The 21,065-nt window shown below is 71.2% G+C and carries 18 protein-coding genes; all 18 read left to right on the forward strand.

Annotated features, from left to right (window positions below; genetic code table 11):
* The first annotated feature begins 260 nt into the window (after window positions 1-260).
* The 18 genes from nrtL to ACFQ9Z_RS20975 all read left to right on the forward strand — a co-directional run bounded on the left by nrtL (window position 261) and on the right by ACFQ9Z_RS20975 (window position 21,030).
* Entirely contained in the window at window positions 261-1,235 is a 975-nt protein-coding gene (gene nrtL, locus ACFQ9Z_RS20890; RefSeq protein WP_383020142.1) for an ArgS-related anticodon-binding protein NrtL, read from the forward strand.
* 48 nt (window positions 1,236-1,283) lie between these two features.
* Window positions 1,284-2,675, forward strand: a complete 1,392-nt coding sequence (lysA, locus tag ACFQ9Z_RS20895; RefSeq protein WP_383020145.1) for a diaminopimelate decarboxylase — start codon at window positions 1,284-1,286, stop codon at window positions 2,673-2,675.
* A 189-nt stretch (window positions 2,676-2,864) separates the two neighbouring features.
* Entirely contained in the window at window positions 2,865-4,154 is a 1,290-nt protein-coding gene (locus ACFQ9Z_RS20900) for a homoserine dehydrogenase (RefSeq protein WP_383021340.1), read from the forward strand.
* 6 nt (window positions 4,155-4,160) lie between these two features.
* On the forward strand, window positions 4,161-5,219 hold the full coding sequence (gene thrC, locus ACFQ9Z_RS20905; protein WP_383020149.1) for a threonine synthase: 1,059 nt from the start codon (window positions 4,161-4,163) through the stop codon (window positions 5,217-5,219).
* 299 nt (window positions 5,220-5,518) lie between these two features.
* On the forward strand, window positions 5,519-6,436 hold the full coding sequence (thrB, locus tag ACFQ9Z_RS20910) for a homoserine kinase (RefSeq protein WP_383020153.1): 918 nt from the start codon (window positions 5,519-5,521) through the stop codon (window positions 6,434-6,436).
* 422 nt (window positions 6,437-6,858) lie between these two features.
* Window positions 6,859-8,850 carry a transcription termination factor Rho gene (gene rho / locus ACFQ9Z_RS20915; protein ID WP_383020158.1) on the forward strand — a complete coding sequence of 664 codons (1,992 nt, stop codon included), beginning with the start codon at window positions 6,859-6,861 and terminating at the stop codon, window positions 8,848-8,850.
* A 139-nt stretch (window positions 8,851-8,989) separates the two neighbouring features.
* Window positions 8,990-10,819, forward strand: coding sequence for a trypsin-like serine protease (locus ACFQ9Z_RS20920; RefSeq protein WP_383020161.1), 1,830 nt, complete (start codon window positions 8,990-8,992; stop codon window positions 10,817-10,819).
* Between the two features lie 197 nt (window positions 10,820-11,016).
* On the forward strand, window positions 11,017-12,156 hold the full coding sequence (locus ACFQ9Z_RS20925) for an LCP family protein (RefSeq protein WP_383020164.1): 1,140 nt from the start codon (window positions 11,017-11,019) through the stop codon (window positions 12,154-12,156).
* A gap of 233 nt (window positions 12,157-12,389) precedes the next feature.
* Window positions 12,390-12,611 carry a 50S ribosomal protein L31 gene (gene rpmE, locus ACFQ9Z_RS20930; RefSeq protein WP_015657814.1) on the forward strand — a complete coding sequence of 74 codons (222 nt, stop codon included), beginning with the start codon at window positions 12,390-12,392 and terminating at the stop codon, window positions 12,609-12,611.
* A 108-nt stretch (window positions 12,612-12,719) separates the two neighbouring features.
* A complete protein-coding gene (prfA, locus tag ACFQ9Z_RS20935) occupies window positions 12,720-13,787 on the forward strand; it encodes a peptide chain release factor 1 (protein WP_383020169.1) in 1,068 nt (355 codons plus the stop codon).
* A gap of 73 nt (window positions 13,788-13,860) precedes the next feature.
* On the forward strand, window positions 13,861-14,700 hold the full coding sequence (gene prmC, locus ACFQ9Z_RS20940) for a peptide chain release factor N(5)-glutamine methyltransferase (protein ID WP_383021345.1): 840 nt from the start codon (window positions 13,861-13,863) through the stop codon (window positions 14,698-14,700).
* A 52-nt stretch (window positions 14,701-14,752) separates the two neighbouring features.
* A complete protein-coding gene (locus ACFQ9Z_RS20945; RefSeq protein WP_383020173.1) occupies window positions 14,753-15,400 on the forward strand; it encodes an L-threonylcarbamoyladenylate synthase in 648 nt (215 codons plus the stop codon).
* Window positions 15,397-16,074 (forward strand): protein-tyrosine-phosphatase, encoded by a 678-nt coding sequence (locus ACFQ9Z_RS20950; RefSeq protein WP_383020177.1) that lies wholly within the window; start codon window positions 15,397-15,399, stop codon window positions 16,072-16,074. The genes ACFQ9Z_RS20945 and ACFQ9Z_RS20950 overlap by 4 nt, the downstream gene beginning before the upstream one ends.
* Window positions 16,075-16,229: 155 nt before the next feature.
* The gene (gene glyA, locus ACFQ9Z_RS20955; protein ID WP_383020182.1) at window positions 16,230-17,468 is read left to right on the forward strand and encodes a serine hydroxymethyltransferase; all 1,239 of its coding nucleotides are present in this window, start codon (window positions 16,230-16,232) and stop codon (window positions 17,466-17,468) included.
* Window positions 17,469-17,619: 151 nt separating this feature from the next.
* Window positions 17,620-18,951, forward strand: coding sequence for an MraY family glycosyltransferase (locus ACFQ9Z_RS20960; RefSeq protein WP_383020185.1), 1,332 nt, complete (start codon window positions 17,620-17,622; stop codon window positions 18,949-18,951).
* Between the two features lie 288 nt (window positions 18,952-19,239).
* The gene (locus tag ACFQ9Z_RS20965) at window positions 19,240-19,677 is read left to right on the forward strand and encodes a hypothetical protein (protein ID WP_383020188.1); all 438 of its coding nucleotides are present in this window, start codon (window positions 19,240-19,242) and stop codon (window positions 19,675-19,677) included.
* Between the two features lie 273 nt (window positions 19,678-19,950).
* On the forward strand, window positions 19,951-20,721 hold the full coding sequence (gene atpB / locus ACFQ9Z_RS20970; RefSeq protein WP_383021349.1) for a F0F1 ATP synthase subunit A: 771 nt from the start codon (window positions 19,951-19,953) through the stop codon (window positions 20,719-20,721).
* 69 nt (window positions 20,722-20,790) lie between these two features.
* Window positions 20,791-21,030 (forward strand): ATP synthase subunit C, encoded by a 240-nt coding sequence (locus ACFQ9Z_RS20975; protein ID WP_053670587.1) that lies wholly within the window; start codon window positions 20,791-20,793, stop codon window positions 21,028-21,030.
* The last annotated feature ends 35 nt before the right edge of the window (window positions 21,031-21,065 follow it).

Below are 21,065 nucleotides of genomic sequence, written 5' to 3' on the forward strand. Positions count from 1 at the left end.
GTCGAGCCCCAGCCACCGCTCAGCCGGCCACCCAATCGCCTCCCTTGGCCCTCGGCCGCCAGTCCACCCGCCCCCCGACCGGCACCCCCACCTCCACCGGCACCCCCACCCCCACCCGCCCAGCCCCCCACCCCCACAACCGCTCACCCCCCCACCCGCTCGATCACCCCCCGTAAGAGCCACAGCCCGCCACCCCCCTCCCGTCTCGCCCCGTAAAACCGCCTCGCATACCCACCCCCCACCTCCCCTACGCTTGTCCCGTGACCCCCGTCGAGCTCTCCCGCACCGTGTTGCACTCGGTGCGTGCTGCCGTGGAGGGCGGGGAGCTGTGTGTGGACGTGCTGCCGGAGCGGGTCGTCGTGACCGAGCCGGGGCCCGGGGGGTGCGGGGACTACGCCACCAATGTCGCCCTGCAGCTCGCCCGGGCGGCCGGGCGGCGGCCGGCGGACGTCGCCGAGGTGCTGCGGAAGCGGCTCCTGGAGGCCGACGGCATCGATGACGTCGTCGTCACGGGGCCGGGCTTCCTCAACATCACGCTCGCCGACAGCGGGGGAACGGCTGCCGGTCTCGTCGCCGAGGTCCTCCGGCTGGGCCCCGCCTACGGGCACGGTGACGCGCTCGCCGGGCAGGTGGTGCTGTTGCGGGTGCCGTACGAGGTGCGGGCCGAGGTGGTGGCCGACGCCGTCGTACGGATCGTGGCCACGCAGGGCGGGCGGGCCGAGGTCGGGCACGGGGAGCCGGTGAACCTGCGGCCCGTGCCGGCGCCGGAGGATCCCGCGCCGCTCGGGGCCGACGCCGCCCAGTGGGCGCTGCTGCATCCCGCGCCGCACGACCGGCCCCGGATCACCGCCGACCACCTGGTGCAGCGTGAGGGCAATCCGCTGTTCCGGGTGCGGTACGCGCACGCCCGTACCCGGGCCCTGACCCGCAACGCCGCGCGTCTCGGGTTCGGCGCCGAGCCCGGACCCGTCGACGCCCGCGAGGTGGTCGCCGCCCTCGCCGACCACCCCCGCATCCTCACCGCGGCCGCCACCCATCGCGCCCCGGACCGGCTCGCCCGGCATCTCGTCACCGTCGCCGATGCCGTGCTGCCCCATCTGCCCACCGTGCTGCCGCGCGGCGAGGAGAAACCCTCGGCCGCCCACCGCGCCCGGCTCGCCCTCGCCGAAGCCGCCGGGACGGTGCTGGCCGGCGGCCTGTCCCTGCTCGGCATCGACGCACCCGAACACCTCTGAGGCGACCCAGGACGCCCGGAGAGAGACAGAGAGTCTGAGAGTCACGTCATGAGCCGTTCCGCCCACCCCGCCGGGCCCCGTCACGCCGACGTCCTCACCGAGGGCCACTACGCCGCCCCGCCCGCCGACCTCAACGCCCTCGACCCCAAGGTGTGGGCGCAGACCGTCAGCCGGGACGAGGACGGTGTCCTGACCGTCGGCGGGATTTCCGCGACCCGGCTCGCCGAGGAGTTCGGCACCCCCGCCTACATCCTCGACGAGGCCGACTTCCGGGCCCGGGCGCGCGCCTGGCGCACCGCGTTCGGCGCCGACGCCGACGTGTTCTACGCCGGGAAGGCGTTCCTGTCCCGGGCCGTCGTGCGCTGGCTGAACGAAGAGGGACTCAACCTCGACGTGTGTTCCGGCGGCGAGCTGGCCACCGCGCTGTCCGCCGGGATGCCCGCCGACCGCATCGCCTTCCACGGCAACAACAAGACCGTCGCGGAGATCGAGCGGGCCGTCGAGGCCGGGGTCGGGCGGATCGTGCTCGACTCCTTCCAGGAGATCGTGCGGGTCGCGCACATCGCGCAGTCGCTGGGCAAGCGGCAGCGGGTGCAGATCCGGATCACCGTCGGGGTCGAGGCGCACACCCACGAGTTCATCGCCACCGCCCACGAGGACCAGAAGTTCGGCATCCCGCTGGCCGGTGGCCAGGCCGCCGAGGCGGTGCGGCGGGCGCTCCAGCTCGACGGGCTGGAGCTGGTCGGCATCCACAGCCACATCGGTTCGCAGATCTTCGACATGTCCGGTTTCGAGGTCGCCGCCCACCGCGTGGTCGGGCTGCTGAAGGACATCCGGGACGAGCACGGGGTCGAGCTGCCCGAGGTCGACCTCGGCGGCGGGCTCGGCATCGCGTACACCAGCGCCGACGACCCGCGCGAGCCGCATGAGATCGCCAAGGCGCTGACCGAGATCGTCGGCCGGGAGTGCGAGGCCGCCCGGCTGCGCGCGCCGCGCATCTCGGTCGAGCCCGGTCGCGCGATCGTCGGGCCGACGGCGTTCACGCTGTACGAGGTCGGCACCGTCAAGCCGCTCGAGGGGCTGCGGACATACGTCTCGGTGGACGGCGGGATGTCCGACAACATCCGGACCGCGCTGTACGACGCGGAGTACAGCGTCGCGCTCGTCTCGCGCGCCAGTGACGCCGAGCCCGTGCTGAGCCGGGTCGTGGGCAAGCACTGCGAGAGCGGGGACATCGTGGTCAAGGACGCGTTCCTGCCCGCCGACCTGGCCCCGGGCGACCTGCTGGCGGTGCCCGCCACCGGCGCCTACTGCCGGTCCATGGCCAGCAACTACAACCACGCGCTCCGTCCGCCCGTCGTCGCGGTGCGGGACGGCGAGGCGCGGGTGATCGTGCGGCGCGAGACGGAGGACGACCTCCTGCGTCTCGACGTCGGCTGAGGGGGAGGGCGGTGGCCGTGGGCGGCGTGCCCCCGGGTGAACCCCGGGAAAAGGGGCCGGAAGATCTTCGGTCTCCGCATCCCGGGAAAATGAAATAGATGTCTCACGATCCGGACGAAGGGTAGAAACTCCCGTCCGGTGAGTGAGACTGGTGCAACCGTAGACGGTGAGAGGAAACGAGGTCGGATGATGCGTACGCGTCCGCTGAAGGTGGCGCTGCTGGGCTGTGGAGTGGTCGGCTCAGAGGTGGCGCGCATCATGACGACGCACGCCGACGACCTCGCCGCCAGGATCGGTGCCCCGGTGGAGCTGGCCGGGGTGGCCGTGCGCCGGCCCGGCAAGGTGCGCGAGGGCATCGACCCGTCGCTGGTCACCACGGACGCCACCGCCCTCGTCAAACGCGGCGACATCGACGTCGTCGTCGAGGTCATCGGCGGCATCGAGCCCGCGCGGACCCTCATCACCACCGCCTTCGAGCACGGCGCGTCCGTGGTCAGCGCCAACAAGGCGCTGCTCGCCCAGGACGGGGCCGCGCTGCACGCCGCCGCCGAGCAGCACGGCCGGGACCTGTACTACGAGGCCGCCGTCGCCGGCGCCATCCCGCTGATCCGGCCGCTGCGCGAGTCCCTCGCCGGCGACAAGGTCAACCGGGTGCTCGGCATCGTCAACGGCACGACCAACTTCATCCTCGACAAGATGGACTCCACCGGCGCCGGGTACCAGGAGGCGCTGGACGAGGCCACCGCGCTCGGGTACGCGGAGGCCGACCCGACCGCCGACGTCGAGGGGTTCGACGCCGCCGCCAAGGCCGCCATCCTGGCCGGCATCGCCTTCCACACGCGGGTGCGGCTCGACGACGTCTACCGCGAGGGCATGAGCGAGGTCACCGCCTCCGACTTCCGCTCGGCCAGGGAGATGGGCTGCACGATCAAGCTGCTCGCCATCTGCGAGCGGGCCGCCGACGGCGCCTCGGTGACCGCGCGGGTGCACCCCGCGATGATCCCGCTGGACCACCCCCTCGCCTCCGTGCGCGGCGCCTACAACGCCGTCTTCGTGGAGTCCGACGCCTCCGGGCAGCTCATGTTCTACGGCCCCGGCGCCGGCGGTTCCCCGACCGCCTCCGCCGTGCTCGGCGACCTGGTCGCCGTATGCCGCAACAGGCTCAACGGCGCAACGGGGCCCGGTGAGTCCGCGTACGCGGCCCTGCCGGTCTCGCCCATGGGCGAGGTCGTCACGCGGTACCACATCAGCCTCGACGTCGCGGACAAGCCGGGTGTACTGGCCCAGGTCGCGACCGTGTTCGCGGAGCACGGGGTGTCGATCGATACGGTTCGCCAGCAGGGCAAGGACGGCGAGGCCTCCCTCGTCGTCGTCACCCACCGCGCGTCCGACGCCTCCCTCACCGGGACCGTCGAGGCGCTGCGCAAGCTCGACACCGTGCGGGGTGTCGCCAGCATCATGCGGGTTGAAGGAGAGTAACCAGCAATGACCCACCAGTGGCGCGGAATCATCGAGGAGTACCGGGACAGGCTGCCGGTATCCGACACCACGCCGGTCGTGACGCTCCGCGAGGGCGGCACGCCCCTCGTGCCCGCGCAGGTGCTCTCCGAGCGCACGGGCTGTGAGGTCCACCTGAAGGTGGAGGGAGCCAACCCCACCGGGTCCTTCAAGGACCGCGGCATGACCATGGCCATCTCCAAGGCCAAGGAGGAGGGGGCGAAGGCCGTCATCTGCGCCTCCACCGGCAACACCTCCGCCTCGGCCGCCGCCTACGGCGTGCGGGCCGGGATGGTCTCGGCCGTGCTCGTGCCGCAGGGCAAGATCGCCCTCGGCAAGATGGGCCAGGCCCTGGTGCACGGCGCCAAGATCCTCCAGGTCGACGGCAACTTCGACGACTGCCTCACGCTCGCCCGCTCGCTGAGCGACAACTACCCCGTGGCACTGGTCAATTCGGTCAACCCGGTGCGCATCGAGGGCCAGAAGACGGCCGCCTTCGAGATCGTCGACATGCTCGGCGACGCCCCCGACATCCACGTCCTGCCGGTCGGCAACGCGGGCAACATCACCGCCTACTGGAAGGGCTACAAGGAGTACGCCGCCGACGGCGTCTCCGGCCGCACCCCGCGCATGTGGGGCTTCCAGGCCTCCGGCAGCGCGCCGATCGTGCGCGGCGAGGTCGTCAAGGACCCGTCGACCATCGCCACCGCGATCCGCATCGGCAACCCCGCCTCCTGGGACTACGCGCTCGCCGCCCGCGACGAGTCCGGCGGCGCCATCGACGAGGTGACGGACCGTGAGATCCTGCGCGCCTACCGGCTGTTGGCCGCGCAGGAGGGCGTCTTCGTGGAGCCCGCCTCCGCCGCTTCGGTGGCCGGTCTGCTCAAGGCCGCCGAGCAGGGCAAGGTGGACCCGGGCCAGCGCATCGTGTGCACCGTCACCGGCAACGGGCTGAAGGACCCGGACTGGGCCGTCGCCGGCGCGCCGCAGCCGGTCACCGTCCCCGTCGACGCGGCCACCGCGGCGGAACGCCTCGGCCTGGCCTGAGAGCCCGCGGGCCCGGGGAGGACCCGGCCCCGCGGGAGCGCCCGTGGCAGGGTGCACGGGAGGTCCACGACACGCATCGTGCGCCTCCTGTGCGCCCTATGTCGCCGCGGAACCTTCCTTCGATAGGCTGTACTGAACCCGCCTACCGCATATGCCCCCGCGTGTGGGCACGGGCCGCGCCGTCTCCGCGACCCGACGGGTCTTCGTACGTCATCGAATGTCCATCGAATCGATCGAGCGGCATTCGACCCATCGGATGTCCTTCGACACTCACGCAGCTCAAGGAGAGTCTTCGAGCGATGGCCGGTCCAGCGTTCCGCGCCGCCGCCGTCCGGGTGCGCGTCCCCGCCACCAGCGCCAACCTCGGTCCGGGCTTCGACGCCCTGGGCCTCGCGCTGGGGCTGTACGACGACGTCGTCGTCCGGGTGGCCGACTCCGGACTGCACATCGACATCGCGGGCGAGGGCGGCGAGACCCTGCCCCGTGACGAGAGCCACCTGCTCGTCCGCTCCCTGCGCACCGCCTTCGACCTGCTGGGCGGACAGCCCCGCGGTCTGGAGATCGTCTGCGCCAACCGCATCCCGCACGGCCGCGGCCTCGGCTCCTCCTCCGCCGCCATCTGCGCCGGCATCGTCGCCGCCCGCGCGGTGACCATAGGCGGCGAGGCCCGGCTCGACGACGCGGCGCTGCTCGAGCTGGCCACCGAGATCGAGGGCCACCCCGACAACGTGGCCGCCTGTCTGCTCGGCGGTTTCACCCTCTCCTGGATGGAGGCCGGCGCGGCCCGGGCCATCAGGATGGAGCCCGACGATTCCATCGTTCCGGTGGTTTTCGTGCCCGGGAAGCCGGTTCTCACCGAGACCGCGCGCGGCCTGCTGCCGCGCACCGTGCCGCACGTCGACGCCGCCGTCAACGCGGGCCGTGCCGCCCTGCTCGTCGAGGCCCTCACCAGGCGCCCCGAGCTGCTGCTGCCCGCCACCGTGGACCGTCTGCACCAGGAGTACCGCGCCCCGGCGATGCCGGAGAGCGCCGCGCTGGTGGAGCGGCTGCGCGCCGACGGGATCCCGGCCGTCATCTCCGGCGCCGGACCCACCGTCATGGCGCTGGCCGACGCCGACAGCGCGGACAAGGTGTCCCACCTCGCGGGTGAGGGCTGGGCCGCCAACCGGCTGGACCTCGATGTCCAGGGAGCGAGCGTGCTGCCGCTTGCGACCTGAGACACGGTTGCCGGATTTGGAGAGGGGGAATGTTTGTTGGATCCGGTAGTGTTAATCTCAAGTCAGCACCCGACCCCACCATGGCGAGGTGCTTCGTGTCCCCGTCCGGGACAGACATCCTTCCGGGAGCCTCCCACACCACTCCGTGTTCCGTGCGCCGTACCTGGGCAGTACGTCGTATGCGGACATTGAGCGGGACGCCAGTGGGGGCACCCCCTCCGGGGGAGCTCCGGAACAGGTGCTACCACGCCACGTGACACTGGGTGCCACGGCTCGCGGAAGCGCCATCACCAGAAATTCTCTTCCGCCGCTTTGGCGGACCACCGCCCCGGCACGGTTCACCGAAGACAGGACCGTAGCCGGACAGCACAACCGGTCGCCGAGCCAGACAGGCCGACGTCCGCTCCAGGGAAGGACCCTTCGTGAGCGACACCACCGATCTGATGGGCGCACGTGTCGAGGAGACCGCTGCCGCGCCCGCCACGGACGCCTCCGCGCCTGCCAGCGGTGCGGGCTCCCGGCGGCGCCGCGGTACCGGCCTCGAGGGCATGGTGCTGGCCGAGCTGCAGCAGGTCGCATCCGGCCTCGGCATCAGGGGCACCGCGCGCATGCGCAAGAGCCAGCTGATCGAGGTCATCAAGGAGGCCCAGGCCGGGGGCGCCGCTCCCAAGGCGGAGGCCGCCACCGAGACCAAGCCCAAGCGGCGGGCCACCTCCAAGGCCCGTACCGGTGAGGACGCCGCCGAGAAGAAGGCGGACGACGCGGCCGAGGCCCCCGCCGAGAAGGCCGTGGCCCAGCAGCAGATCGAGATCCCCGGCCAGCCGGCGGGCGGCGCAGCCCGCGCGGGCGAGGCCGAGCGCGGGGGAGACGACGCCCCGGCCGAGCGCCGCCGCCGTCGTGCCACCGCCGAGGCGGGCAGCCCCGCCGCCGAGACCGTCGCCGGTGAGGCGAAGGGCGACAAGGGCGAGGCGCCCGCGCAGCAGCAGGGCGAGGCCCGCGGCGACGCCGGTGACGGCGAGGGCCGCGGCCGGCGCGACCGCCGCGAGCGCGGCCGTGACCGCGACCGCCGTGGCAAGGGCGACGACCAGCAGGGCGGCGGCCGTCAGGACCGCCAGCAGCAGGGTCAGCAGCAGGGCGGCCGCCAGGACCGCAACAGCGGCCCGCAGGACGACGACGACTTCGAGGGCGGCCGCCGTGGCCGTCGCGGCCGCTACCGCGACCGCCGTGGCCGCCGTGGCCGCGACGAGGTCGCCGAGCCGCAGCTCGCCGAGGACGACGTCCTGATCCCCGTCGCGGGCATCCTGGACATCCTCGACAACTACGCCTTCATCCGGACCTCCGGCTACCTGCCGGGCCCGAACGACGTGTACGTCTCCCTCGCCCAGGTCCGCAAGAACGGCCTGCGCAAGGGCGACCACATCACCGGCGCGGTCCGCCAGCCCAAGGAGGGCGAGCGCCGCGAGAAGTTCAACGCGCTGGTCCGCCTCGACTCCGTCAACGGCATGGCGCCCGAACACGGCCGCGGCCGCCCGGAGTTCAACAAGCTGACCCCGCTGTACCCGCAGGACCGCCTCCGCCTGGAGACGGACCCGGGCGTGCTGACGACCCGCATCATCGACCTCGTGTCGCCGATCGGCAAGGGCCAGCGCGGTCTGATCGTGGCCCCGCCGAAGACCGGCAAGACCATGATCATGCAGGCGATCGCCAACGCGATCACGCACAACAACCCCGAGTGCCACCTGATGGTCGTCCTCGTCGACGAGCGTCCGGAAGAGGTCACCGACATGCAGCGGTCGGTGAAGGGCGAGGTCATCTCCTCGACCTTCGACCGTCCGGCCGAGGACCACACCACGGTCGCCGAGCTGGCGATCGAGCGCGCCAAGCGCCTGGTGGAGCTGGGGCACGACGTGGTCGTGCTGCTCGACTCGATCACGCGTCTGGGCCGTGCGTACAACCTCGCCGCCCCGGCTTCCGGCCGCATCCTGTCCGGTGGTGTCGACTCGACCGCCCTGTACCCGCCGAAGCGGTTCTTCGGTGCGGCCCGCAACATCGAGGACGGCGGCTCGCTCACCATCCTCGCCACCGCCCTGGTGGACACCGGGTCCCGCATGGACGAGGTGATCTTCGAGGAGTTCAAGGGCACCGGCAACATGGAGCTCAAGCTCGACCGGAAGCTCGCCGACAAGCGCATCTTCCCGGCGGTGGACGTCGACGCGTCCGGTACCCGTAAGGAAGAGATCCTGCTCGGCAACGAGGAGCTCGCCGTCGTCTGGAAGCTGCGCCGGGTGCTGCACGCGCTCGACCAGCAGCAGGCGATCGAGCTGCTGCTGGACAAGATGAAGCAGACCAAGTCGAACGTCGAGTTCCTGATGCAGATCCAGAAGACGACGCCGACGCCCGGCAACGGCGACTAGTCGGTCGGTAGGTACTGGGTAAGAAACGCAGGCCGCCCCCCGTCACCTGGTGACGGGGGGCGGCCTTTCGGCGCTGAGAGGGGATGGGGAGCGCATCAGGCGCCCCCTTCACCACACCTCTCCCCTAAGGGGAACCGCCTTGCCCACGCCCGAGTCCGGGCGGCACAGACGCCGGATACGTCTTGCCGTCCCCCTTGCCGCGGCCGCTGCCGCCGCCGCCGTGGCCGCCGCGCTGCTGACGTCCTCCGCCGGCGCCGCCACCGCGCAGCCCGAGCCCGGCACCGCCCCCGCCGTCACCCAGCCCTCCCAGGCCCAGCTGGACGACCGCATCGCCGGCGCCGCCGGCGCCGAGCGGGGCACCGCGCAGCCGGCGGGGACCAGCAGCCCCTCGGCCGTCTCGCCGAAGGTCATCGGCGGCTCCGAGACCACCGTCTCCTCGGCGCCCTGGATGGCCCAGCTCTGGTACTTCGACGACAGGAACACCACCGACACCGCCGACGACATCAGCTTCTTCTGCGGCGGCTCGGTCGTCTCGCCGACGAAGATCCTGACCGCCGCCCACTGCCTCAGGGAGGACAACAGGAACTACGACTGGGCCGCCCACGGCGCCGTCGTCACGGGCACCGACCAGCTCCCCACCACCGACGACGCCGGCACCACCGACCTGCACGGCGGCCAGGCGACCGGCGTGCTGCGCCAGTGGTGGCAGCCGGGGTACGACCCGGTGGACAAGGAGACGGGGAAGTACGAGAGCGACCTCGGCATGCTCACCCTGGCCGTCCCGGTCAAGGCCACGCCGATCCGCATGGTCGCCTCCGGCGACACCGCCTCCTACGCCACCGGCACCGCCGCCAGGGTCTACGGCTGGGGCCGTACCAGCTCCACCGGCCAGGACCTCTCCCAGACGCTGCGGACGACCACGCTGACCCTGCGCTCCGACAGCACCTGCGCCGGCGCCTACGACACCGCCTACGTCGCGGGGCACATGGTCTGCGCGGGCACCCAGAGCGGCACCGACACCGGTACCAGCGCCACCTGCAACGGTGACTCCGGCGGCCCGCTCGTGGTCGGCGGCCGGATCGCCGGAGTGGTCTCCTGGGGCATCAAGGACTGCGTGGACAAGGGCTATTACAGCGTCTTCACCAGGCTCGGCGCCTACGTCGGCTCGGCGTATCCGCAGATCGACGACAGCAACCTGAGCTACCACGACAACAAGGCCGACATCTTCGTGCGCGCCTCGTCCACGAAGACCGGCTACGAGAAGGACTCCAAGGGCACCTCGTTCGGCTCCCGCGTCTCCTGGGGCGACTGGAGCGGGGTCAACCTCGCCCTGCAGACCGACCTGAACCGGGACGGCTACCAGGACGTCGTCTACCGGGTGGCCTCCACCGGAGACGTCTACTGGGAGCACTTCGTCCTCAACAGCGCCCGCACCGCGGGGAGCTGGACCGACACGAAGATCTTCACCGGCTGGAAGACCCGCGCCCGGATCGTCACCCCGGGCGACGTCACCGGCGACTACCTGCCCGACGTGGTCTCCGTCGACTCGGGCGGCACGATGTGGCTGTACGCGGGCAAGGGCAACGGGACCTTCGCCGCCAAGGTGAAGGTGAGCACCGGCTGGGGCCAGTACAACTCGGTGCGCGGCCACGGGGACTTCAACGGCGACGGCAAGGCCGACCTGCTCGCCCGGAAGTCGAGCACCGGCGACCTGTACCTGTACAAGGGCACCGGCAAGTCCGGCTCCGGCGCCTTCTCCGCCCGGGTCAAGGTGCGCAGCGGCTGGACCGGCTACAACGCCTTCGACGCGGTCGGCGACGTGAGCGGCGACGGCAAGGCCGACTTCCTGGCCCGCACCCCCGGCGGCACCCTGTACCTGTACAAGGGCACCGGAAAGGGCACGAGCGAGATCTTCGCCACAAGGATCTCGGTCGGCACCGGCTTCCAGGCGTACGACATCTGGGGCTGAAACCGCAGGTGAGCGTGGTCCGCTCCGGGTCACGCCGTCACGCACGGTGCCCGCCGCCGCACGCGGCGGGCACCGTGCGCCGTGCGACGCTGGCCCGAGTTTCTCCGTCTGACCAGGCAGAGCGACGATGGAGTGGTGAAGACCGCGCCTGACCCTGAAAGCAGGGGGTAACCGACCGGACGAGACCTAGGAGTGACGTGTCCGCCGAGAGCACGCCGGAGCCCGGCATAACGGAGCCGGTCACCACCGGCCCACAGCAGCGAGGCGGGGGCAAGCGCCGCACGGCCGCCGCCCCCGGCAAGCGCCGCAAGGCCCTGCTCGCCACCGCGTGGGCGGCCGCCGGCGTGGTCGTGCTGGCCGGTACCGGGTTCGGATACGTCTACTTCAAGCTCAACGGCAACCTGAAGAGCGTCGACATCAACCAGGCCCTCGGCGACGGGCGGCCCACGAAGGTCGACAACGGTTCCGAGAACATCCTGGTCCTCGGCTCGGACACCCGCGCGGGCACGAACCGGAAGCTGGGCGGCGGCACGGACGACGGCAGCGCCCGCTCCGACACCGCGATGATCGTCCACGTGTACAAGGGGCACAGGAGAGCCGGCGTGGTCTCCGTCCCGCGTGACACCCTCATCGACCGCCCCGCCTGCACCGACGCAAAGGGCGGCAGCCACCCCGCCGCGACCGGCGTGATGTTCAACTCCGCCTACTCCACCGGCGGCGCCGCCTGCGCCGTGAAGACCGTCGAGTCCCTCACCGGCATCCGCATGGACCACTACCTGGAGGTCGACTTCGCCGGCTTCCAGAAGCTCATCGACGACCTCGGCGGGGTACCGGTCACCACGACCAGGTCCATCTCCGACCCGCAGAGCCACCTGAATCTCAAGGCCGGCACCCACACCCTCGACGGTCAGCGGGCGCTCGCCCTGGTCCGCACCCGGCACGGCGTCGGCGACGGCTCCGACCTGGGCCGCATCCAGCTCCAGCAGGCCTTCGTCAAGGCACTGCTCGACCAGGTCGCACACGTCGGCGTGTTCAGCGACCCCCAGCGGCTGTACGACCTCGCCGACACCGCCACCAAGGCCGTCACCACCGACTCCGACCTCGGCTCGGTCAACGCCCTCGCGGACTTCGCGGGCGGCCTGAAGGGCATCGGCTCCTCCCACCTCCGGATGGTCACGATGCCGGTCCGGTACGACCCGGCCGACCCCAACCGGGTCCTGTTGGAGAAGGCCAAGGCCGAGCGGATCTGGCAGGCCCTGAGGAACGACAGGCCCATCCCCGCTTCGGCCACCAAGGACACGGCGGCGGGCGGGGCCGCGGGCGTCGTCAGCGGCTGACCCGGACCGGGACCGCCGCACCGGACCGCCGCACGGGACCGCCGCACCGGACCCCCGTTCCCGGACCCGCGGGGGCCCCGGGAAACCGCCGGGGAAAGCCCCGGGAATACACGGCCGCGCCCCCCGGTTTTGGGGGATGGCGCCAGTCCTGGCAGACTGGTACGTCGGCTCCGGTTCACGCTTTCGCATCCCGCGGCTGCGACCCGGCGCCCTCCCGGAACCTAGGAGACACCTTGAAGCGCGACATCCACCCCGAGTACGTCGAGACGCAGGTCAGCTGCACCTGTGGCGCGTCGTTCACCACCCGTAGCACCATCGAGTCCGGCACCATCCGGGCCGAGGTCTGCTCCGAGTGCCACCCGTTCTACACGGGCAAGCAGAAGATCCTCGACACCGGTGGCCGTGTGGCCCGCTTCGAGGCCCGCTTCGGCAAGGCTGCCGGCTCCAAGAAGTAGCGAGCCCCATATCGCCGGTCCACGGTCGCGCCCTCTCGTGGGGCGTGCCCGGGACCGGCGTTTTTGGTCGCCCGCCCTCGTCCTCACCGCAGTATCAGGAGCCGAAAGATGTTCGAGGCCGTCGATGAACTCGTCGCCGAGCACGCCGACCTGGAGAAGAAGCTCGCCGACCCGTCGGTCCACGCCGACCAGGCGAACGCGCGCAAGCTGAACAAGCGCTACGCCGAGCTCACCCCGATCGTCGCCACGTACCGCTCCTGGAAGCAGAACGGCGACGACGTCGAGACCGCACGCGAATTCGCCGCCGACGACCCCGACTTCGCCGCCGAGGTCAAGGAGCTGGAGAAGCAGCGCGAGCAGCTCACCGAGAAGCTGCGCCTGCTGCTCGTCCCGCGCGACCCCAGCGACGACAAGGACGTCATCCTCGAGATCAAGGCCGGCGCCGGCGGCGACGAGTCCGCGCTGTTCGCCGGTGACCTGCTGCGCATGTACCTGCGCTACGCGGAGCGGATCGGCTGGAAGACCGAGATCATCGACGCCACCGAGTCCGAGCTGGGCGGCTACAAGGACGTGCAGGTCGCGGTGAAGGCCCGCGGGCAGATCGAGCCCGGCCAGGGCGTGTGGGCCCGGCTGAAGTACGAGGGCGGCGTGCACCGCGTGCAGCGTGTGCCGGCCACCGAGTCCCAGGGCCGCATCCACACCTCCGCCGCCGGTGTCCTCGTGACCCCCGAGGCCGAGGAGGTCGACGTCGAGATCAACCCGAACGACCTGCGGATCGACGTCTACCGGTCCTCCGGGCCCGGCGGCCAGTCGGTCAACACCACCGACTCCGCGGTGCGCATCACGCACCTGCCCACCGGAGTCGTCGCCTCCTGCCAGAACGAGAAGAGCCAGCTCCAGAACAAGGAGCAGGCGCTGCGTATCCTGCGCTCCAGGCTGCTCGCCGCGGCGCAGGAGGAAGCCGAGCGGGAGGCCGCCGACGCCCGCCGCAGCCAGGTCCGCACCGTGGACCGCTCCGAGAAGATCCGTACCTACAACTTCCCGGAGAACCGCATCTCGGACCACCGGGTCGGCTTCAAGGCCTACAACCTGGACCAGGTCCTGGACGGCGACCTCGACCCGGTGATCCAGGCCTGCGTCGACGCCGACTCGGCCGCGAAGCTGGCGGCCGCGTAAGAGGCACGTACGAGTTACACGGAGGACTTGCGTGCAGTCACCACCTGGGAGGCGACCCCCGAGCCCCCGCAGTCTGCTGCTCGCCGAGGTGGCCCAGGCCACCCAGCGGCTGGCCGACGCCGGCGTGCCCTCGCCGCGCACCGACGCGGAGGAGCTCGCCGCGTTCGTGCACGGCGTGAAGCGGGGCCAGCTGCACTCCGTCGAGGACTCCGACTTCGACGCCCGCTACTGGGAGGTCATCGCCCGGCGTGAGCAGCGCGAGCCGCTGCAGCACATCACCGGGCGGGCCTACTTCCGGTACCTGGAGCTCCAGGTCGGGCCCGGAGTGTTCGTGCCCCGGCCGGAGACCGAGTCCGTGGTCGGCTGGGCCATAGACGCCGTGCGCGCCATGGACGTGGTCGAGCCGTGCATCGTCGACCTGTGCACCGGCTCCGGCGCCATCGCGCTCGCGCTCGCCCAGGAGGTGCCGCGCTCGCGCGTGCACGCCGTGGAGCTGAGCGAGGAAGCGCTCCAGTGGACCCGCAAGAACGTCGAGGGGTCCAGGGTCGACCTGCGCCAGGGCGACGCCCTGACCGCCTTCCCGGACCTCGACGGCCAGGTCGACCTGGTGATCTCCAACCCGCCGTACATCCCGCTCACCGAATGGGAGTACGTCGCGCCTGAGGCCCGTGACTACGACCCGGAGATGGCGTTGTTCTCCGGCGAGGACGGCCTCGACCTGATCCGCGGCATCGAGCGCACCGCGCACCGGCTGCTGCGCCCCGGCGGAGTCGTCGTCATCGAGCACGCCGACACCCAGGGCGGCCAGGTGCCGTGGATCTTCACCGAGGAGCGGGGCTGGGCCGACGCGGCCGACCACCCGGACCTCAACAACCGCCCCCGCTTCGCGACCGCCCGCAAGGCGCTGCCGTGAGCACCCCGACGACTTCCAGCCCGCAGTACCCGCACGAGGAGGCTCGCTAGACATGGCACGGCGATACGACACCAACGACGCGACCGACCGTGTGACGGGTCTGCGCGAGGCCGCGTCCGCCGTCCGCCGGGGCGAGCTGGTGGTGCTGCCGACCGACACGGTCTACGGCATCGGCGCCGACGCGTTCTCCGCCGAGGCGGTCGCCGATCTGCTGGCCGCCAAGGGCCGGGGCCGCAACATGCCCAGCCCCGTCCTGATCGGCTCCCCGAACACCCTGCACGGCCTCGTCACGGACTTCTCCGAGCTGGCCTGGGAACTGGTCGACGCCTTCTGGCCGGGCGCGCTGACGCTCGTCGCCCGGCACCAGCCGTCCCTGCAGTGGGACCTGGGCGACACCCGGGGCACGGTCGCCGTGCGCATGCCGCTGCACCCGGTCGCCATCGAGCTGCTCACCGAGGTCGGCCCGATGGCCGTGACCTCGGCCAACCTCACCGGCCACCCGGCGCCGGAGGACTGCGACGCCGCACAGCGGATGCTCGGCGACTCCGTCTCCGTGTACCTCGACGGCGGCCCGACACCCGGCAACGTGCCGTCGTCCATCGTGGACGTCTCCGGCGAGGTCCCGGTGCTGCTGCGGGAGGGCGCGCTCTCCCCGGAGGAGCTGCGGAAGGTCGTACCCGACCTCGAGGTGGCGAATTGACGGCCCCTGACGCGGGGCGTGGCATAGGCAGGGAGAGCGCCGCGGAGATCACGACGACGTTCGTCGGGCTCCCGCGCGACTGCTTCCGCATTCTCCACGTCAGCACCGGCAACGTGTGCCGCTCGCCCATCACCGAGCGGCTGACCCGCCATTTCGTGTCGGAGCGGCTGGGGGTGCTCGGCGGCGGCCTGATCGTGGAGAGCGCCGGCACCTGGGGGCACGAGGGCGCGCCCATGGAGGCCAACGCGGAGACCGTGCTGGCCGAGTTCGGCGCGGACGCCTCCGGCTTCACCGGCCGCGAGCTGCTGGACGAGCACGTCATCATGGCCGACCTCGTCCTCACGGCCACCCGCGACCACCGCGCCCAGGTCATCTCCATGGGCCACTCGGCGGGCCTGCGCACCTTCACCCTGAAGGAGTTCACCCGCCTGGTGCGCGCCATAGACCCCGCCACGCTGCCGCCGCTGGAGGACGGCGTGGTGGTGCGGGCCCGCGCCCTGGTGCGCGCCGCGGCCGCGCTGCGCGGCTGGCTGCTGGCGCCGACCGCGGAGGCGGACGAGGTGTACGACCCGTACGGGGCGCCGCTGACGTTCTTCCGCTCCATCGGCGACGAGATACACGAGGCGCTGGATCCGGTGGTGACCGCTCTGACGGGGGTTCCCGCCCGCGCGTGAGGCGGACGGGCGCCGCCGCGCGAGCGGGCGCCGCCGCGGCCGGCCCGGCCGGCGCCCGGAGGACCCGCGCGGGCGACAGGCGGGGCAACACACGCACATCGGACACACCGGGCCTACATTGGACTCACGTCACCGTCGATCGCCCGGAGCCCGCCATGTCGGTCACCCGCACCCTCGAGACCGACGTCCTGCGGGAACAGGACCCCCAGCTCGCCGACATCCTGTCCGCGGAGCTCGACCGGCAGTCGACGACGCTCCAGCTCGTCGCCGCCGAGAACTTCACCTCGCCGGCCGTGCTGGCCGCCCTCGGCTCGCCGCTCGCCAACAAGTACGCCGAGGGCTACCCGGGCGCCCGGCACCACGGCGGCTGCGAGATCGTCGACGTCGCCGAACGGCTGGCCGTCGAGCGGGCCATGGCCCTGTTCGGCGCCGAGCACGCCAACGTGCAGCCCCACTCGGGCTCCTCGGCCGTGCTGGCCGCCTACGCCGCCCTGCTGCGCCCCGGCGACACCGTCCTCGCCCTGGGGCTGCCCCACGGCGGCCACCTCACCCACGGCTCGCCCGCGAACTTCTCCGGCCGCTGGTTCGACTTCGTCGGCTACGGCGTCGACGCCGAGACCGGGCTGGTCGACCGCGACCAGGTCCGCCACCTGGCCCTGGGCCACCGGCCCAAAGCCGTCGTCTGCGGCTCCATCGCCTACCCCCGCCACCTCGACTACGCCTTCTTCCGGGAAGTCGCCGACGAGGTGGGCGCGTACCTGATCGCCGACGCGGCGCACCCGATCGGCCTGGTCGCCGGCGGAGCGGCGCCCAGCCCGGTGCCGTACGCCGACATCGTGTGCGCCACCACGCACAAGGTGCTGCGCGGCCCGCGCGGCGGGATGCTCCTGTGTGGGGCCGAGCTCGCGGAGCGGGTCGACCGGGCCGTCTTCCCCTTCACCCAGGGCGGCGCGCAGATGCACGCGATCGCCGCCAAGGCGGTCGCCTTCGGCGAGGCGGCGGCCCCGGCCTTCGGCGCCTACGCCCACCAGGTGGTCGCCAACGCCAGGGTCCTCGCCGGCCATCTGGCCGCCGAGGGGTTCAACGTGATCACCGGCGGCACCGACACCCACATGATCGTCGCCGATCCGGCCCCGCTCGACGTCGACGGACGCACCGCGCGCGGCCGGCTCGCGGCCGCCGGGATCGTGCTGGACTGCTGTGTTCTTCCGCACGGCGACGGCCGGGGGCTGCGCCTGGGCACGGCCGCGGTGACCACGCAGGGCATGGGAGAGCCGGAGATGGTCCGGATCGCCGCGCTCCTGGCCGCCGTCCTGCGGGACGGGGCGGAAGCGGCCGCGACGCGGGCGGAGGTGCGTGAGCTGACCGGCCGGTTCCCGCCGTATCCCGGATGAAACGGGCAGGCGGAAAGTCAGCGCGTCCGGCCGCGCGCGGTGGCGCACAGCCACCCGTGCAACCATCGTCGCTACCCGGAAGTCCTCATCCATATGCCTGCGTCGCTAGGGTGTGGGGCTGTGATGGCCAGCGAGACCTGTGGGGAAGCCCGTGCGTGAATACCTGCTGACGCTCTGCATCACGGCCGCGGTGACCTACCTGCTGACAGGGCCGGTACGGAAGTTCGCGATCGTGGCAGGCGCGATGCCGGAGATCCGGGCGCGTGACGTGCACCGGGAACCCACTCCGCGGCTCGGCGGGATCGCGATGTTCTTCGGGCTGTGCGCGGGCCTGCTGGTCGCGGACCACCTGACCAACCTCAACGAGGTCTTCGCCAAGTCCAACGAGCCGCGGGCGCTGCTGTCCGGGGCCGCGCTGATCTGGCTGATCGGTGTCCTCGACGACAAGTTCGAGATCGACGCGCTGATCAAGCTCGGCGGCCAGATGATCGCCGCCGGCGTCATGGTCATGCAGGGTCTGACGATCCTGTGGCTGCCCGTCCCGGGTGTCGGCAACGTGGCGCTGACCCAGTGGCAGGGCACCCTGCTGACGGTGGCGCTGGTCGTCATCACGATCAACGCGGTGAACTTCGTGGACGGCCTCGACGGCCTGGCCTCCGGCATGGTGTGCATCGCGGCGGCGGCGTTCTTCCTGTACGCCTACCGGATCTGGTACTCGTACGGCATCGAGGCCGCCGCCCCGGCGACGCTGTTCTCGGCCATTCTGATGGGCATGTGCCTGGGCTTCCTGCCGCACAACATGCACCCGGCGCGGATCTTCATGGGCGACTCCGGTTCGATGCTGATCGGGCTGGTGCTGGCCGCCGGTGCGATCTCCATCACCGGCCAGGTGGACCCGGACGCGCTGGCCCTGTTCACGGGTTCGGAGAAGGCGGCGGTGCACCAGACGGTGCCCGTCTACATCCCGCTGCTGCTGCCCCTGACCATCATCGCCGTGCCCGCCGCCGACCTGGTGCTGGCCATCGTGCGCCGCACCTGGCGCGGCCAGTCGCCGTTCGCCGCGGACCGCGGCCATCTGCACCACCGCCTGCTGGAGATCGGCCACTCGCACAGCAGGGCCGTGCTGATCATGTACTTCTGGTCCGCGCTGATCGGCTTCGGGGCGCTCGCCTACTCGGTGAACTCGGCGTCGATGTGGATCGTGCTCGGTGTGGTCTTCCTGAGCGCCATCGGCCTGGTCCTGCTCCTGCTGCCCCGCTTCAGGCCCCGGGTGCCCGCCTGGGCGCAGAACGTCGTGCCGCCCCGCTACCGCAGGCGCCGGCGCGCGGCGGACGACCCGGCGCCGTCCGCGGAGACCGCCCGGGCGACGGCCCAGGAGCCGCCGGCGGCCGAGGAACGGACGCCCGTCACCGCCGGTACGACAGGGGTCAATGGGGCCACAGCCCTCGGCACCCGTTCGCGTGTCGGCAAGGCCACAAGGTAAGAATCTGACTAGAGCATTGCCATCTCGTGGGGGAGCAAAGCTCCCCAATACCAGACAAAAGGGCCGGGTTTTTGCACAGACGCGCGCCGTCACACTCATGTGTGACAGCCAGCACACCCGGCAGGTAAAGACCTCATCAAATAGTTTGTGATACGGTTCACGAGAACCCCGGATAGAACCGAAGGACCGTAGTGCGACGGTCCGCCGGTGTGAGGTCTCGAATACTCAGCCCGGGACTACGCTCGTCCATGACGACACCTGCCCCCCTGTGAAAGCGGAGTTGCCGCCATGCCGTCCAATGACGCCCGGAACCTACTGCAGATCGCTGTGCCCTCAGCGGCCGCCGGCGTGATCGCCGTCGCCGTGAGCGCCGCGGTCGCGGGGGGCAAGGGTGCGCTCGGCGCGGCCGTCGGCACGGTGCTGGCCATCCTGTTCATGGGAATCGGCCTCTACGTGCTGCAGTGGACGGCGAAAACGCTTCCGCAGTTGTTCCAGGCCATGGGGCTGATGCTCTACATGGCCCAGCTCCTGCTCCTCCTCATCTTCGTCGCCGTCTTCAAGGGCACCTCTCTCTTCAACGCGAAGGCCTTCGCGGTGTCGCTCGTCGTCACGACCGTCGTGTGGATGGCCGCGCAGGCTCGAGCACACATGAAGGCCAAGATCTTCTACGTCGATCCCGACTCCGCGAAGAGTGAGAAGCACGAGAAGACGGGGCCGTCGTCGTGAGGGGTAGGGGCGGGATAAAGGCCTGTGAGATCTCCTGCTATCGTCCGGTGCCAACTGCGGCATCGCGGGCGCGGGCACTTGAGCTGACGCCTGCTCGATCGCGAGGCTCGATGCTTCCCAGCCGCCCCCACATCCGTAAGACCAGTCCGGTGCCGATCAGCGGCCCTGCGCCGCGCCGACACAACGAGGTTGCCGTACCCATGCGTCACGCCGAAGGAGCCCGCGGTGAGTGCTGACCAGACCCAGCTCGCCTTTGACTGGAGTTGCCGGATCATGTCCGACAACGGGTGCGGCTTCCCGGCTCCGGGCCTGCACTCGTTCCTGTTCAAGCCGATGGCCACGATCGGCGGCTTCGAGTTCAACAAGGTGATGCTGCTCGCGCTCCTCACCACGGTCGTCGTCGTCGCGTTCTTCTGGGCCGCCTTCGGCAAGGCCAAGGTCATCCCCGGCAAGCTGCAGATGGTCGGCGAGGCCGGCTACGACTTCGTGCGCCGCGGCATCGTCTACGAGACGCTCGGCAAGCGCGAGGGCGAGAAGTGGGTGCCGCTCATGGTCTCCCTCTTCTTCTTCATCTGGCTGATGAACATCTGGTCGGTGATCCCGCTGGCCCAGTTCCCGGTCGCCTCGGTCTTCGCCTTCCCCGTCGTGCTGGCCCTGCTCGTCTGGGTCCTGTGGGTCGGACTGACCTTCAAGCGCCACGGCTTCGTCGGCTTCTTCAAGAACGTGACGGGCTACGACAAGTCGCTCGGCCCGGTGCTGCCGCTCGTCATGCTCATCGAGTTCTTCTCGAACCTGCTCGTCCGCCCGTTCACGCACGCGGTGCGACTCTTCGCCAACATGTTCGCCGGTCACCTGATGCTGGTGATGTTCACCGTCGCCTCCTGGTACCTGCTGAACAGCTGGATGATCCCGGCCGCCGGTGTCTCCTTCGTGATGACCGTGGCCATGATCTGCTTCGAACTTTTCGTGCAGGCCGTCCAGGCGTACGTCTTCGTACTGCTGGCCTGCTCCTACATTCAGGGCGCTCTCGCCGAGCACCACTGAGCCTCACCACCACCCCCGGTCGTCCGGTGGCCAACCCCCACCGGTCCGTAAAGAGAAGGAAGATTCACCATGGCTGCCACTGAGACCCTCGCCGCTGTCTCCGGTTCCATCGGTTCCGTCGGTTACGGCCTCTCCGCCATCGGCCCCGGCATCGGCGTCGGCATCATCTTCGGCAACGGCACCCAGGCCCTCGCCCGTCAGCCCGAGGCGGCCGGCCTGATCCGCGCCAACCAGATCCTGGGCTTCGCCTTCTGCGAGGCGCTCGCCCTCATCGGCATCGTCATGCCGTTCGTGTTCGGTACCAAGTAAGACATCCGTACCGACACGTATCGACGAAAGGCACT

The sequence above is a fragment of the Streptomyces sp. NPDC056580 genome, from assembly GCF_042793175.1.
GTDB lineage: Bacteria > Actinomycetota > Actinomycetes > Streptomycetales > Streptomycetaceae > Streptomyces.